Below are 14,730 nucleotides of genomic sequence, written 5' to 3'. Positions count from 1 at the left end.
ACATGGTTCTTGATACCCCCAGGGGTATAGGCTTCAGATACCCCGGGGGGTATGGAAGGAATTCAGATGCGAAGTACCACAGTCGGCGTCGCCGACGCCGCTGCGATCACGGCCGCACCCGCGGGCCTGTTGGGTCGGCTCGGCGCCCTCATGGCCGATCACGCCCGCTGGGTGTTCGGTTTCTGGCTGATCCTGTCGGTCGCCCTGGGTGCGGCCGCGCCGGCCGTGTTCAACTCCCTCGCGGGCGCGGGCTGGCAGGCCGACGGCTCCGAATCCGTGCGGGTGCGTGAGCTCGCACAACAGCACTTCGGCGGGAACTCCGCGGCGGCGGTGCAGGTGGTGATCCACTCCGACACCGCGACCATGGACAGCCCCGCCGCCCAGCGCCTGGTCACCGATATTGGCGCAATCCTGCGGGGCGACAGCCGATTCGGGGCGATCGTCGCGCCCACGCCGGGGCAATCGATCAGCCGCGACGGCCACACCGGCATCGTGCTGGCAGGCGCGAACGCGAGCACCGACGACATGGTGGCGGCGGTGACCGATAACGGCCCGAAACTGCAGGCCCTCGGAACCGATGGCTTCCAGGTCTATCCGACCGGGGCGTCAGCGCTGTGGAGCGACTTCAACAAGGCCAACCACGAGGCCATGATGCAGGCCGAGATGTTCTCCTGGCCGGTCACGCTGGCGATCATGGTGCTGGCCTTCGGCTCACTGGTCGCCGCCGGACTGCCATTGCTGCTGACGCTGACCGGTCTCATCGCCTCGGCGGGCGGACTGGTGTTGCTGAACCACCTCACGCCGATCTCGGTCTGGGCCATGAACTTCGCGATGATGTTCGCCCTGGCGCTGGGCATCGACTACGCGCTGTTCCTGGTCTCCCGCTTCCGCGACGCCATTCGCGGTGACACCGCGCCACGTCAGGCGGTTGCGGTCACCATGGCCACGGCCGGCAAGGCGGTACTGCTGTCGGGTCTGACCGTGCTGGTCAGTCTGTCCGCGGTCCTGGTGGTCCCCGCACCCGCGGTCCGGACCATGGCCGTCGGCATCATGTTCGCGGTCGCCTTCGTCCTGCTGGCGACGTTGACCCTGCTGCCCGCGGTCCTCGGCGCGCTCGGGAAGCGGGTGAACAAGGGTTCACTGCCGTATGCGGCTCGCCAGCAGCATCGTTCACCGGTGTTCGCGGCCTGGGGAAAGCTGCTGCATCGGCACCCGTGGCCGTTTGCCATCGGTTCGCTGCTGATCCTTGTCGGGCTTGCCGCACCCATCACCGGGCTCAAAGTCGCCATGCCGTCGATCCAGGTGGTGCCCGCCGATGCCGCCGTGCGTCAGGGGTACGAACTGGTCCAGCGTGAGTTCGGGCTCGGTGCGCCGGGCACACTCCAGATCGTGGCCCCGGCCGCGCAGGCGCAGGATGCCGTGCGAATTGCGGCCTCGGACAGTCGAATCGCGATGGTCTCGCCGCCGCAGTCCGCCGCCGACGGCAGCGACCTGGTCATGATCCAGGCGACCCCCGCGGTCGATCCGTCCGATCCCGCCATGGGCGACATCGTGCACACCTTGCGTGCCGCGCTCCCCGCCGGCGTCCTCGTCGGCGGCGCCGTCGCCGAGAATCTGGACCTGCAACAGGCGTTGAACGACTACCTGCCCTTGGTCGTCGGCATCATCCTGGTGCTCGGTTTCCTGTTGCTACTCGTGGCCCTGCGCGCTCCACTCATCGCCCTGCTCGGCGCGGGCGTCAGCCTGCTGTCCACCGCGGCCGCGTTCGGCGTCGCCAAGCTGATCTTCCAGGACGGCCACGGCGCGAGCCTGCTCGGCTTCACCCCGCAGGGCTTCCTGGACGGCTGGGGGCCGGTGTTCTTCTTCGCCATGATCTTCGCGATCGCCATGGACTACACGGTCTTCCTGCTGGCCACCGCGAAGGAACACTACGAGCGCTCGGGCGACCCGGCCGTCGCGCACATCGACGGCCTCGCCCACTCGGGCCGGGTGATCGCGGCCGCCGCGGCGGTCATGGTGGCCGTGTTCTTCACCTTCGCCCTGGCCGACCCGCTGCCGCCCAAGGAGATGGGCATCATCCTCGGCGTGGCCGTCCTGCTGGACGCCGTGCTGATCCGCCTGATCCTGCTGCCGGTGCTGCTGCGCCTGACCGGGCACGCCGCCTGGTGGTCGCCGCGCTGGCTGCGCAAGGTGCTGCCGGACATCACCTTCGCCCACTGATATACCCCCAGGGGTATAGTGAGATCATCGACCAGGGAAGGAATCCACCATGATCGGCAATGAAGAGGCCGTAGCGCAGGTCCTCAACCGCTTGCGCCGCGCGCACGGTCAGCTGGCCGGGGTCATCTCCATGATCGAGCAGGGACGTGACTGCAAGGACGTCGTCACCCAGCTGGCCGCGGTCTCGCGGGCGATCGACCGGGCCGGGTTCAAGATCGTCGCCACCGGTCTGCGCGACTGCCTCAGTGGCGAGCAGCCCGAGAACTCCGAACCCATGACCGTGGAGGAGCTCGAGAAGCTCTTCCTGGCCCTGGCCTAGAAAGGAATGCCATGACCATGGCCCTGTCCACCACCCTGCGCACCGATTTCGCCGACGCGGTGGCGCGCACCCGGAAAGCCCTGTCCGAGCAGGGTTTCGGGGTGCTCACCGAGATCGACGTGACCGCGACCATGAAGACGAAGCTGGACGCGGACATGGAGGACTACCTCATCCTGGGTGCCTGCAATCCGCCGCTGGCGCACGCCGCGCTCGGCGTGGACCGGCGGATCGGGCTGCTGCTGCCGTGCAATGTCGTGGTGCGCAGCGATCCTTCGCAGGCGGGCACCGTCCTGGTGGAGGCGATGAATCCCGAGCTGATGGTGCAGGTCGCGGGCGATCCTGCGCTGAAAACCGTCGCCGATTCGGCCGCCGCCAAGCTGCGCGCGGCCCTCGCGACGCTCGGTTGATCCACTGCGCGAACACCATTCGCGCTGCCGCTGTCGGACCCCGCTCATACTCTGGATGAATGGTGTCCGATTCGAAACGGCGAATCGAGGTCGCCGCGGCCGGGCTACTCGCCCGGCACGGCTATCACGGATTCGGGCTGAAGAAGCTGAGCGAGGCGGCCGGGCTGCCGTATGGGTCGATCTACCACCACTTTCCGGGCGGGAAGGAGGAGATCGCGGTCTCGGCCATCACCGGCACGGGGGTGCTGGTGGGTCGGATGATCCGGCAGGCCCCGGGGGATGTGTTCGGTACGGCCGCAACCCTGTTCGATTTCATGGCCACCAAACTGGCCGAGACCGACTGGACGGATGGGTGTCCGGTGGGCACGCCCGCCCTCGACGGCGGCAGCGATGTCGACTCGGTGCGCGCGGCGTGCGTCGCGGCATTCGACGCCATGGCACACGGTTTCGCCGAGATGCTCACCGAACTGGGCATGGAGCCGGGGGAGGCGCGCGGGCTGGCCACCACCCTGGTGGCGGCCTACGAGGGCGCCACCATCCTGGCCCGGGTGCGCCGCACCGACGAGCCGCTGCACACGGTCTCGGCGGCGATGGCCCGGCTGATCCGATTGAGCTTGGCGGAATCCGCTGCTGCCGAGGCGAATTCACCCTAGGGTGGGGTTGACTAGAAAGAACGTTCTAGCAAGGATCGGATGATGCAGCGACTCGTACTCGACGGACCGAACGCCCTGCACTGGGAGGACACCGCCGAACCCGCCCTCGACGGCCCGGGCCAGGCACTGGTCCGCCCGATCGCCGTGGCCACCTGTGATATCGATCCCGCCATCCTGCAGGGCCGGTTTCCCCTGCCCGGCCCGTACGCCTTCGGTCACGAGGGCGTGGCCGAGGTGATCGCCGTCGGTGCCGAGGTGACCTCGGTCCTCCCGGGCGACCGTGTCGTGGTCCCCTTCCAAATCTCCTGTGGCGCCTGCGATTCCTGTCGGCGCGGCCGCACCGGCAACTGCACCAGCCATCCCCTCATGTCCAGCTACGGTCTCGGACCGATGGGTGGTCTGGAGTGGGGCGGCTTCTGGTCGGACCTGGTCGTGGTCCCGCACGCGGACGCCATGCTGGTACCGCTCCCCGCCGGCGTCGATCCCGCCACCGTCGCCAGCGCCAGCGACAATATCGCCGACGCCTACCGGACCGTGGCCCCGCACCTGGCGGCCGACCCGGGCGCGGAGGTGCTCGTGCTGGGCGGCCCGGCCGCGGCCTCGATCGGCCTGTACGCGGCGGGCCTGGCGGTCGCCCTCGGCTCGGCGCGGGCCGTCTACCTCGACACCGATCCCGAAAGGCTCGCCATCGCAGCGAAACTCGGTGCCGACCCGATCGAGGGCACGCCGACCGAACGCGTCGGCCGCTTCCCGGTGACGGTCGAGGCCGCGGGCGGCGCCAAGGCCCTGGTCGCCGCCATCCGGGCCACCGCCAACGACGGTCACTGCACCAGCGTCAGCGTCCAAACCCAGGATGTCGCCCTGCCCATGCTCGAAATGTATTCGCGCTGTTGCACTTTCCACACCGGCCGCGCCCACGCCCGCCCGACCATCCCGCCCATCCTCGACCTGGTCGCCACCGGCCGCTTCGACCCGAGCCTGGTCACCACCCGCACCGTGGCCTGGGACGACTCCATCGAAGCCCTGCTCGAGAGCCCGGTCAAACTGGTCGCCACCCGCTGAATTCGTCGGCCGGGGAGCGAATTCGGCCATTCGGGCTGAACCTGTCGCACCGCGGCAAGGTGTGTTCCTGCCTGCGTTGGCCGGGCACTGCCGCTTCATCCTGCACTGCACCTCTTGTCACGCGGAGAGGTCGGCGGACAGCCTCGCCAGTGGTCAGGGCCTCCTATTCGGTGAAGTCGGGGATGGTGAGGGGGAGCCGCGCAAGAATTTCCGGCTCGGCGAGGAGCCCGATGTGGGTGATCCGCTCGCCGTCGATGGTGAACGCCATGACGGCGGGTGCTTCGTCGCCGGCGGCGACCAACACGCCGGGGCGTCCATCCACGAGCACCATGGCCGCGAACTCCGCGCGGGCCGCGAATCCGATGGCCAGTCGAGCGGCTTGGTGTGGTCCGGTGATCGTGACGCCGGTGCGTCCGGTCGCGGCAACGCCGTCGGCCGACACCCCGATGTCGGGGGCGAGCAGGGTGAGCACCGCGTCGAGGTCACCGGCTAGGACTGAGGCCAGGAAAACCCGCACGATCCGCTGCTCACGCAACGTGTCCGGTTGAATGCCATCCGTTTCACCGATCATCCGGTGCCGGGCTCGGCCGGCGAGCAGCCTTACGGCATTGGGTGAACGGCGCAGGATCTCCGCGATCTCGTAGAACGGCACCTCGAACATGTCGTGCAGGACGAAGGCGACGCGTTCGGCGGGGTGCAGTCGATGTAGCAGCACCAGCACCGCGCGTTCCAGGTCCACGCCGAGCATCGCCTGCTCTTCGGGACCACCGATGGTCGGGGTATAGGGAAGTCGTTCCGGCACAACGATTCCCAACGGTTGTTCGGGCCGGGCCCGCCGGGCGCGCAGCACCTCGAGGCAGTGGCGCGACAGCACGGTGGTCAGCCAGCCGTCCAGATTGCGAATGCTGTGCGGGTCCGTGCGGCTCAGGCGCAGGCAGGTCTCCTGCACCGCATCCTCGGCCTCGCCGGAGGCCCCGAGCATGCGGAAGGCCAGGGCGGTGAGCCATGCGCGCCGCCGTTCGAAATGTCGGGTCGCGGAATCGGAGTCGTGGTCAGACATAGTGCGTGCCCGCCGAACGTCCCAGTGTCGTGACTACTCACACCATCGTCACACGAATCGTTCCCGCGCGCGTGGTCCGGTGCTGGTCGGCGACCGAACTGGTGGTCGGCGGCAAACCGATGGGGTGATCGTCGCGAACCCCTTGGGGACGACCCCGTGTTCGCTCCCAATCCCCCTCCGAAAGCGAGTCCCGCATGCCGGTGACGATTGCCCTGTTCACCCGTGATCTACGGGTGCACGACAACCCGATGCTCGCGGCAGCCGCCGCGTGCGGGCCGGTGGTGCCGCTGTTCGTGCTGGACCCGGGGATCATCGAACGAACCCCGATCGCGCCCAACCGGCTTCGCTTCCTGACCGCCGCGCTCGCCGACCTGGACGCCGAATTACGCGAGCTGGGCACGCCATTGGTGATCCGGCGGGGTGCCGTCGTCGCCGAAGTCGCGCGGGTGATCGCTGAAACCGGTGCGTGCGCCGTGCATATCGCCGCGGATGTCAGCCGCTACAGCCGGATTCGCGAGACCGAACTGCGAGCCGTTGCGCGCGCGGCGCGCTGCCACCTGATCGCGCATCCCGCGTCGGTGACCGTGGCCGACCCGGCGGAGCTGCGTCCCGCCACCGGTCGTGGCCATTTCTCGGTGTTCACACCGTATTTCCGCCGCTGGCTCGAGACGCCCCTGCGACCGGAGGCCGCCCGCCCGCGACAGCTCACCGGCCCGGAGGTGACGGCGGCACCGCTGCCCGCCTACGCCGAACTGTGCGCCGAGCCCGTCCCGCCCGGCCTGTCCGTCGGTGGTGAGCGGACCGGCCGGAAACTGTTGTCCGAGTGGCTCTCCGGCCCGGTGGCGACCTACCACACCGACAACGACGTGCTGGCGGGCACGACCTCCGGGCTGTCGCCCTACCTGCACTTCGGCTGCCTCTCGCCGGGTGAGGTGCTGCGCCGCACCGACCTGTCGACCCCGGGCGGCGCGGCCTTCGCCCGCCAACTGGCCTGGCGCGACTTCCACCACCAGATCCTCGCGGCCCGGCCGGAACTGGCCCACACCGACTTTCGTCGACCCCCCACCGCACCGCGCGCGGACCCGCAGGCCTTCGCCGCCTGGTGCGACGGGCGCACCGGCTACCCGGTCATCGACGCGGCCATGCGGCAACTGCGCACCGAGGGCTGGATGCCCGGCCGCGCCCGCCTGCTGACCGCGGGTTTCCTCACCAAATCCCTCGGCGTGGACTGGCGAGTTGGCGCGGACCACTTCCTGACCTGGCTGGTCGACGGCGACATCGCCAACAATCAGATGAACTGGCAGTGGGCGGCCGGCACCGGCACCGATACCCGCCCCAACCGGGTCCTCAACCCGATTCGCCAGGCCGAACGCTTCGACCCCGGCGGCGACTACGTCCGCCGCCACCTCCCCGAACTCGCGCATCTGCCCGGTGCCCGCATCCACAAGCCTTGGCGCGCAACCCCTCCCGTCCCCGGCTATCCCGCGCCACTGGTCGAGTTCAATGGCATGTGACCGACCCCGGCGGCAATCTCCCGGCAGCCTTCTGGAAGAAATAGTGCATGGCTGTTCTACCGATCTTGATCTGTGGTGACCCGCGCCTGAACGCAGTGGCAGTGCCCGTCACCGAATTCGATGCCGAGCTGGCCGGTTTCGTCGAGAACCTCTTCGAGACGAATACCGCGGCGCGGGGTGCGGGCCTGGCCGCCAACCAGATCGGCGATCCGCGTGCGGTTTTCGTCTACGACCTGCTCGATGGTGCGGGCCGCCAACGCGGTTACGTCGTCAACCCGGTCCTCGAGACCTCCGAGATCCCCGAAACGATGCCCGACCCCGACGACAACACCGAAGGCTGCCTCTCGGTGCCGGGGGAGTGGTTCCCGACCGGTCGCGCCGATTGGGCCCGGGTGTCGGGTGTCGACATCCACAATCAGCCCGTCTCGGTCGAAGGCACCGGCTATCTGGCCCGCTGCCTGCAGCACGAGACCGATCACCTGCGCGGCCACCTCTACCTGGACCGGCTCATCGGACGCAATCAGCGGGCGGCGAAGAAGGCGATCAAGGCGCACGGTTGGACCGAACCGGGTCGCTCGTGGCTCCCGGGCCAGGACATCGACCCCTTTCACGGCTGAGCACACATCCGGCCCGATATGTGAAACGCAAGCGCCTAAAATTCGGGGCACGCGCCCCGGAGGTTCGCTCACTACGGTGAGCGGGCAACCGGAACCCGGAGCTCGAGGGGTGCGTCATGCCGTTGCCGGTGATCGACGAGGCGGCGGCCGCGAACGGGGATGCGTCACAACGACGCTCGATCCCCTTGGTCGTGGTGTGGCTGGTCGTGGTGGTGGGGACCCTCGCGGGACTGCAATGGCTCGGGCAGGCGGTGATGAACCCGCGCGCGATGCTGCACCTGGAAGATCTCGACGCCTACCGCATCGCCGCCGATCGGGTGCTGCACGGCATCCCGGTGTACGACACGCCCCTGCACCCGCAGGCGCGCACCGGCTGGGATTTCGTCTACACCCCGTTCGCCGCACTGCTTTTCGTGCCCCTCACGCTGATGCACGGGACGGTCTTCACCTGGTTCGGCGGGCTGGCGAACTTCGCGATGCTCACCGGCTCGGTCTGGGCGCCGCTGTCGATCCTCGGCTACCGGGGCGACCGTCGGATGCTGATCGTGAGCCCGACCGCCGCCGGACTGCTGCTGTTGTGCGAGCCGATCCGCTCGACCATGGCCTTCGGGCAGATCAACATCCTGCTCCTGCTGCTGATCCTGGCCGATACGGCCCTGCCGGATTCCGCACGCGGCAAAGGCATTGCGACCGGGATCGCGGCGGGCATCAAGCTGACACCGGCCTTCTTCATCCTGTATCTGCTGGTGACCCGCCGATACCGGGCCGCTGCCACCGCGGCCGGTGCCCTGCTCGCCACCATGGCGATCGGATCGGCGATGCTGCCACGGGATTCGCTGACCTTCTGGGGCGGCACCTTCGCCGATTCCTCCCGGATCGGTGCACCCGAGACCTTCTACAACGAATCCCTGCGCGGCCTGCTGGCCCGCACGTTCGGCTGGGATTCTGATCGGCAATTATTGTGGGCGGCAGCGGTTCTCGCTATCACAGTGGCTTGCCTGTACCTCGCTCGTCGCCTGTCGGAATCCGGCCGTGAACTCCCCGCCGTGGTGCTGTGCGGTCTCACCGGCACCGTGGTGTCGCCGTTCAGCTGGGTCCACCACTGGGTCTGGCTGGCGCCCTTGCTGATCTACCTCGCCCACCTGGTGAACCGCCACCGCTCACTCGTGGCCGCGGTGGCGTTGCTCGTCGTCTTCGTTCTCTGCTCCGGCGGATTACTGCTGCTGTTGGGTGTGCCCAGCGAGGGCCTCCTGGACCTCAGGAACCGCGGAGTCACCGCCCTGATCGTCCACAACGCCTACGTCTGGCTGACCCTGGCAGCGCTGGCCGTCAGCGCGGCACGGATTCGCGCGCGGCCATCGCCGCACCGGTCAGCTCCACCGACCGCACCCGATCCTCGACCTGCTGGGCGTGATGCGCGGTGATGAGTTCGTCCGCCTGGATATCGGAGGCGAAATCCTCCAGGTACGCAACGACTTCGGCCGGGGTACCGACCGCCGTGTAAGTGGTCATCTTCGCGAGGTGACGCCCGTTCGGTGAGGTCAGGAACGCGTCGATCTCCTCATCGGAGAACTCCACCCCCTGCGTCCCGCGCTTGATGAACGCCCGCGTCCGCGCCCGGTAGGAAATGACCTTCTGCGCCTCCGCCGTCTCGTGATCCTCGGCGGCGAACACATTCACACCCGCGATCACATACGGCTCGGCCAGCTGCTCCGACGGCTGGAACCGGTCGCGATACTCACGCACCGCGTCCCGCAGCGAGTCCGGCGCGAAGTGCGAAGCGAACGCATACGGCAGCCCGAGATGCGCGGCCAGCTGCGCACCGAACAGCGACGACCCCAGAATGTAGAGCGGCACAATGCCTTCCGCCCGCGGTACCGCCTTGATCCCCGGAATCCGGGAATTCCCGCTCAGATACCCCTGCAGTTCGAGCACATCCTGCGGGAACGTATCCGCCGAGGACGGATTGCGCCGCAGCGCCCGCATGGTCTCCTGATCGCTACCCGGCGCGCGACCCAGCCCCAGGTCGATGCGCCCCGGATACAGCGATTCCAGCGTCCCGAACTGCTCCGCGATCACCAGCGGCGAATGATTGGGCAGCATGATCCCGCCCGAGCCCAGCCGAATCGACTCGGTATGCCCGGCCACATACCCGATCAACACGCTGGTCGCACTCGACGCGATCGACCCCATGTTGTGGTGCTCGGCATACCAAACCCGCTCGTAGCCACTGCGTTCCGCCGCCTGCGCCAGCGCGACACTGTTGTGGAAGCTGTCGCGCGCGGTCTGACCGGGCGCGATCGCGGCGAGATCGAGAAGGGACAGGGCGACGGGCATGCTGACACCGGCTTTCCGTGGATCGGCTCTCGTGGTCTGCGGCGGGCGCTGCGGCACCCGCACCCCAGGTGTAATTCGATCGGCGTCGAACTTATGCCCCACCCGGTCGAGCACTCGTCCTCGGCGACCGTCCGGCTATCGAAAATCCTCGACGTGCTCGACCGACCACTCGCGGATATCGCGGGCTGGACGCCCGGTGAACGCGGCAACCGTGTCGGTGATCAGATCCGAGCGCGGCCGCAATTCCGTCATCGACACCAGCGACTCGATCTGCGGTGCCGGCAGCCCGGCCGCCGTCATCATCTCCCGGGCCACCTCGACCGGCAGCGTCTCGAACCGCAGCGAACGACCCAATGCCGCACCGATGGCCTCGACCCGCTCAGCGCGCCCCACGACCCGCGGCCCGGTTACGAGATAGGTCCGCCCGACGTGGCCCGCCTCGGTCAGCAGCCGGACCGCCACCGCGGCGACATCACCCTCGTGCACCACCGCGCTCGGGGCGACCTCGGTCCCGCGCACCACGTCACCCGCACGAACCTGTCGCGCCAAGCTCAATGAATTGGAGGCGAGCGCATCGGCCCGCAATATCGCCCACTGCGTTGTCGCCGCAGTCACCAACGCCTCCATCTCGGCATGCAGCAACGGAATCAGATCCGACTGCGGCCCAGCGTCATTCACGGCCGTCGAGGACAGATACACCACGCGCCGCCCCTGCGCCGCGAGCGCCGCCACCACCTCGGCGGCCGCTGCCGTGCTGTGGAACGGCCACACCAGAAACACGGAGTCGATCCCGTCGGCCGCGGCCACCAGCGACTCCGGCGCGGTCAGATCCCCGCCCGCGACCTCGACCCCCGGCGGAAATACGGTGGTCTCCGGATCCCGGGCCAACGCCCGGGTCGGCACGCCCGCCGCGACCAGTTGGGCCACCACCTGTCGTCCGACGTTTCCCGTCGCACCCACTACCAGTACCTTGTTCACTCCATCGGAAACCCGCCCCGAACTGGCGTAATTTCCGGAATTGTCCCAGATATATGGTGGCCCAGCTCACACCCGCCGCCATCGCCCCAGGTCGCGAAGATCAGGTCAGGGAACCCTTACTGGATCGCGGAATGGAATTCCGTCACACTTGTGTTGTGAAAACCGTGGGTTTGCGGAATGCGCAACAGACCGGGCACCAGAGCGAGGGTGCCCGGTCCGTTGCTGCGTCCGGACCGGCGGGTGAGGGGCACACCCGGGAAGCCGTCATCAAGCTGCTGCTGGAGGAGGGCCCGATCACCGCGACCGCCATCGGCGAGCGGCTCGGCCTGAGCCCGGCGGGAGTGCGTCGGCACTTGGATGCGCTCATCGAATCCGGGGAAGCGCGGGCCACCCGGTCCGCGTCCTGGCAGCAGAAGGGCCGCGGGCGTCCCGCCAAGCAGTTCCAGCTGACGGCCACCGGCCGCGGCAAGCTGGGGCACGCCTACGATGACCTCGCCGGAGCCGCCATGCGGCAGATCCGGGAGCTCGGCGGCGACGCGGCCATCACCGATTTCGCCCGCAAGCGGGTCCAGGCGATCGTCGCCGGGGTCGGTGAGCTCGCCGGGCACACCCCGGCCGAGACCGAGGCCAAGGCGGAGGAGATCGCGGAAGCGTTCACCGATGCCGGATTCGCGGCCTCGACCCGGAAAGTCGGTGCGGGCGTACAGATCTGCCAGCATCACTGCCCGGTTTCGCACGTCGCCGAGGAATTCCCGGAGCTGTGCGCGGCCGAGCTCGAAGCCTTCCGAGAGATTCTCGGGACCCATGTGCAGCGCTTGGCGACCATCGCCAACGGCGACTGTGCTTGCACCACCCACGTTCCCCTTGTAGTACCGCCCGTTGCACAGCCCGCAACGACTTCTACACACGACTCCGGAAGGAGTGTCGAATGACGACGACCACCGACCAGGTGCAGCCGCTGACCCAGGAAGAGACCATCGCGTCCCTGGGTAAGTACGGGTACGGCTGGGCCGACAAGGATGTCGCCGGTGCCAGTGCCAAGCGCGGCCTGTCCGAGGAGGTCGTTCGCGACATCTCGGCCAAGAAGAGCGAGCCCGAATGGATGCTCGACTTCCGCCTGAAGGCACTGCGCATCTTCGACAAGAAGCCCATGCCGAACTGGGGCTCCAACCTCGAGGGCATCGACTTCGACAACATCAAGTACTTCGTGCGCTCCTCGGAGAAGCAGGCGGCCACCTGGGACGACCTGCCCGAGGACATCAAGAACACCTACGACAAGCTGGGCATCCCGGAAGCGGAGAAGCAGCGGCTGGTCTCGGGTGTCGCGGCACAGTACGAGTCCGAGGTCGTCTACCACTCGATCCGTGAGGATCTCGAGAAGCAGGGCGTCATCTTCCTGGACACCGACACGGCGCTCAAGGAGCACCCGGAGCTGTTCCAGCAGTACTTCGGCTCGGTCATCCCGTCGGGTGACAACAAGTTCTCCGCGCTGAATTCCGCGACCTGGTCGGGTGGTTCGTTCATCTACGTGCCGAAGGGCGTGCACGTGGACATCCCGCTGCAGGCGTACTTCCGCATCAATACCGAGAACATGGGTCAGTTCGAGCGGACGCTGATCATCGTCGACGAGGACGCCTACGTCCACTACGTCGAGGGTTGCACCGCGCCGATCTACTCCTCGGATTCGCTGCACTCCGCGGTGGTCGAGATCATCGTGAAGAAGGGCGGCCGCTGCCGCTACACCACGATCCAGAACTGGTCGAACAACGTCTACAACCTGGTGACCAAGCGCGCCAAGGCCGAGGCGGGCGCGACCATGGAATGGGTCGACGGCAATATCGGCTCCAAGGTCACCATGAAGTACCCGGCCGTGTGGATGACCGGTGAGCACGCCAAGGGCGAGGTGCTCTCCATCGCGTTCGCCGGTGAGGGCCAGCACCAGGACACCGGTGCGAAGATGCTGCACCTGGCGCCGCACACCTCCTCGAACATCATCTCCAAGTCGGTGGCGCGCGGCGGTGGCCGTGCCTCCTACCGCGGCCTGGTGCAGGTGAACAAGGGTGCGTACGGCTCGAAGTCGACCGTGAAGTGCGATGCGCTGTTGGTGGACAACATCTCTCGCTCCGACACCTACCCCTACGTCGACATCCGCGAGGACGACGTGACCATGGGTCACGAGGCCACGGTCTCGAAGGTGTCCGCGGACCAGCTGTTCTACCTCATGTCCCGCGGTCTGACCGAGGACGAGGCCATGGCGATGGTGGTGCGCGGCTTCGTGGAGCCCATCGCCAAGGAGCTCCCGATGGAGTACGCCCTGGAGCTGAACCGCCTGATCGAACTTCAGATGGAAGGAGCCGTCGGCTGATGGCCGTCGAGAACGTTGCCGAGGCCGCTGAGGCTCGTACCCCTGCGCTCAACAAGGGTGAGGTGTTCGCTTCTTTCGATGTGAACGCCTTCGAAATCCCTTCCGGGCGTGACGAAGCGTGGCGCTTCACCCCGATGCGTCGCCTGAACGGACTGCACGACGGCACCGCCGTGCGGGACGGGCAGGCGACCGTCGAGGTGACCGCGCCCGCGGGTGTCACCGCGGAAACCGTGGAGCGCACCGACTCTCGCCTCGGCGAGGGCGGCACCCCCACCGATCGTGTTGCCGCGCAGGCGTACTCCGGTTTCGAGCAGGCGACCGTCGTGTCGGTCGCCGCGGAAACCGAAGTGGCCGAGCCGGTCACGATCACCATCACCGGTCCGGGCGAGGGCAAGGTTGCTTACGGGCACCTGCAGATCCGCCTGGGCAATTTCGCGCGTGCCACCGTGGTCATCGACCAGCGTGGCAGCGGAACCTACGCCGAGAACGTGGAATTCATCCTCGGTGACAGTGCCGCGTTGAGCGTGATCGCCGTGCAGGACTGGGCCGATGACGCCGTGCACGTCACCGCGCACCACGCCAAGCTGGGTCGCGACGCCAACCTGCGCCACACCAATGTCACCCTCGGTGGCGATCTGGTGCGGCTCATCGGCAATATCCGCTACGCGGGTCCCGGCGGTGACGCCGAACTACTGGGCGTGTACTTCGCCGATGACGGCCAGTTCTTCGAGCAGCGTCTGCTGGTGGATCACTCGCAGCCCAACTGCAAGTCGAACGTGCAGTACAAGGGTGCGCTGCAGGGCGATCCGAACTCCAGCAAGCCGGACGCGCACACCGTGTGGGTCGGCGACGTGCTGATCCGCGCTGCCGCGGAGGGCACCGACACCTACGAGGTGAACCGCAACCTGGTGCTCACCGATGGCGCGCGCGCCGACTCGGTGCCGAACCTGGAGATCGAGACCGGCGAGATCGTCGGGGCCGGGCACGCTGCTGCCACCGGTCGTTTCGACGACGAGCAGCTGTTCTACCTGCGCTCGCGTGGCATTCCGGAGGAGGTCGCCCGCCGTCTCGTCGTGCGTGGCTTCTTCTTCGAGATCCTGCAGAAGATCACCGTCCCCGAGATCCGGGAGCGGCTCGAGGCGGCCATCGAGGCCGAGCTCGCCGCTGTCGGCGTCTGACACCAACTTCCCAATCCCGC

The 14,730-nt window shown here is 67.9% G+C and carries 14 protein-coding genes; 11 read left to right on the top strand and 3 right to left on the bottom strand.

Annotated elements, in window-relative coordinates; all coding sequences use genetic code 11:
* Positions 1-66: 66 nt before the first annotated feature.
* From ACFXHA_RS33440 to ACFXHA_RS33420, 5 genes are read left to right on the top strand one after another with little or no spacing between them, the layout of a single operon-like run.
* Complete coding sequence (locus ACFXHA_RS33440) at positions 67-2,220, top strand: MMPL family transporter (protein ID WP_379363234.1); 2,154 nt, start codon at positions 67-69, stop codon at positions 2,218-2,220.
* Between the two features lie 49 nt (positions 2,221-2,269).
* Complete coding sequence (locus ACFXHA_RS33435) at positions 2,270-2,539, top strand: metal-sensitive transcriptional regulator (RefSeq protein WP_379363232.1); 270 nt, start codon at positions 2,270-2,272, stop codon at positions 2,537-2,539.
* 11 nt (positions 2,540-2,550) lie between these two features.
* Complete coding sequence (locus tag ACFXHA_RS33430) at positions 2,551-2,946, top strand: DUF302 domain-containing protein (protein WP_379363230.1); 396 nt, start codon at positions 2,551-2,553, stop codon at positions 2,944-2,946.
* 59 nt (positions 2,947-3,005) lie between these two features.
* Positions 3,006-3,599: a TetR/AcrR family transcriptional regulator gene (locus tag ACFXHA_RS33425; protein ID WP_379363228.1), complete on the top strand. Its 594-nt coding sequence runs from the start codon at positions 3,006-3,008 to the stop codon at positions 3,597-3,599.
* A 42-nt stretch (positions 3,600-3,641) separates the two neighbouring features.
* Positions 3,642-4,661 carry a zinc-binding dehydrogenase gene (locus ACFXHA_RS33420; RefSeq protein WP_379363226.1) on the top strand — a complete coding sequence of 340 codons (1,020 nt, stop codon included), beginning with the start codon at positions 3,642-3,644 and terminating at the stop codon, positions 4,659-4,661.
* A gap of 163 nt (positions 4,662-4,824) precedes the next feature.
* Here the strand turns inward: ACFXHA_RS33420 and ACFXHA_RS33415 are convergent, their stop codons facing one another.
* Positions 4,825-5,721 carry a sigma-70 family RNA polymerase sigma factor gene (locus tag ACFXHA_RS33415; RefSeq protein WP_379363224.1) on the bottom strand — a complete coding sequence of 299 codons (897 nt, stop codon included), beginning with the start codon at positions 5,719-5,721 and terminating at the stop codon, positions 4,825-4,827.
* Positions 5,722-5,915: 194 nt separating this feature from the next.
* Between ACFXHA_RS33415 and ACFXHA_RS33410 the strand changes: the two genes are divergently transcribed.
* The 3 genes from ACFXHA_RS33410 to ACFXHA_RS33400 all read left to right on the top strand — a co-directional run bounded on the left by ACFXHA_RS33410 (position 5,916) and on the right by ACFXHA_RS33400 (position 9,276).
* The gene (locus ACFXHA_RS33410) at positions 5,916-7,235 is read left to right on the top strand and encodes a cryptochrome/photolyase family protein (RefSeq protein ID WP_379363222.1); all 1,320 of its coding nucleotides are present in this window, start codon (positions 5,916-5,918) and stop codon (positions 7,233-7,235) included.
* Positions 7,236-7,282: 47 nt separating this feature from the next.
* Entirely contained in the window at positions 7,283-7,852 is a 570-nt protein-coding gene (locus ACFXHA_RS33405) for a peptide deformylase (protein WP_379363220.1), read from the top strand.
* A 116-nt stretch (positions 7,853-7,968) separates the two neighbouring features.
* Positions 7,969-9,276 carry a glycosyltransferase 87 family protein gene (locus tag ACFXHA_RS33400; protein ID WP_379363218.1) on the top strand — a complete coding sequence of 436 codons (1,308 nt, stop codon included), beginning with the start codon at positions 7,969-7,971 and terminating at the stop codon, positions 9,274-9,276.
* On the opposite strand, the gene ACFXHA_RS33395 is transcribed toward ACFXHA_RS33400, so the two are convergent.
* Positions 9,182-10,189 carry an LLM class flavin-dependent oxidoreductase gene (locus ACFXHA_RS33395; RefSeq protein ID WP_379363216.1) on the bottom strand — a complete coding sequence of 336 codons (1,008 nt, stop codon included), beginning with the start codon at positions 10,187-10,189 and terminating at the stop codon, positions 9,182-9,184. The two genes, ACFXHA_RS33400 and ACFXHA_RS33395, sit on opposite strands and share 95 nt — an antisense overlap.
* A 135-nt stretch (positions 10,190-10,324) precedes the next feature.
* Positions 10,325-11,149, bottom strand: a complete 825-nt coding sequence (locus ACFXHA_RS33390) for an NAD(P)H-binding protein (RefSeq protein WP_379363214.1) — start codon at positions 11,147-11,149, stop codon at positions 10,325-10,327.
* Between the two features lie 149 nt (positions 11,150-11,298).
* Between ACFXHA_RS33390 and ACFXHA_RS33385 the strand changes: the two genes are divergently transcribed.
* From ACFXHA_RS33385 to sufD, 3 genes are read left to right on the top strand one after another with little or no spacing between them, the layout of a single operon-like run.
* Positions 11,299-12,099, top strand: a complete 801-nt coding sequence (locus tag ACFXHA_RS33385; RefSeq protein WP_379363212.1) for a helix-turn-helix transcriptional regulator — start codon at positions 11,299-11,301, stop codon at positions 12,097-12,099.
* Complete coding sequence (gene sufB / locus ACFXHA_RS33380) at positions 12,096-13,532, top strand: Fe-S cluster assembly protein SufB (RefSeq protein WP_379363210.1); 1,437 nt, start codon at positions 12,096-12,098, stop codon at positions 13,530-13,532. Before ACFXHA_RS33385 ends, sufB begins: the two co-directional genes overlap by 4 nt.
* Complete coding sequence (gene sufD / locus ACFXHA_RS33375; protein WP_379363208.1) at positions 13,532-14,710, top strand: Fe-S cluster assembly protein SufD; 1,179 nt, start codon at positions 13,532-13,534, stop codon at positions 14,708-14,710. Before sufB ends, sufD begins: the two co-directional genes overlap by 1 nt.
* The last annotated feature ends 20 nt before the right edge of the window (positions 14,711-14,730 follow it).

Origin of the sequence: Nocardia sp. NPDC059240, from assembly GCF_042753865.1 — a bacterium.
Lineage (GTDB): Bacteria > Actinomycetota > Actinomycetes > Mycobacteriales > Mycobacteriaceae > Nocardia.
The sequence above is the reverse complement of the archived record's forward strand: the minus strand, read 5'-3'. Positions and strand labels throughout refer to the sequence as shown.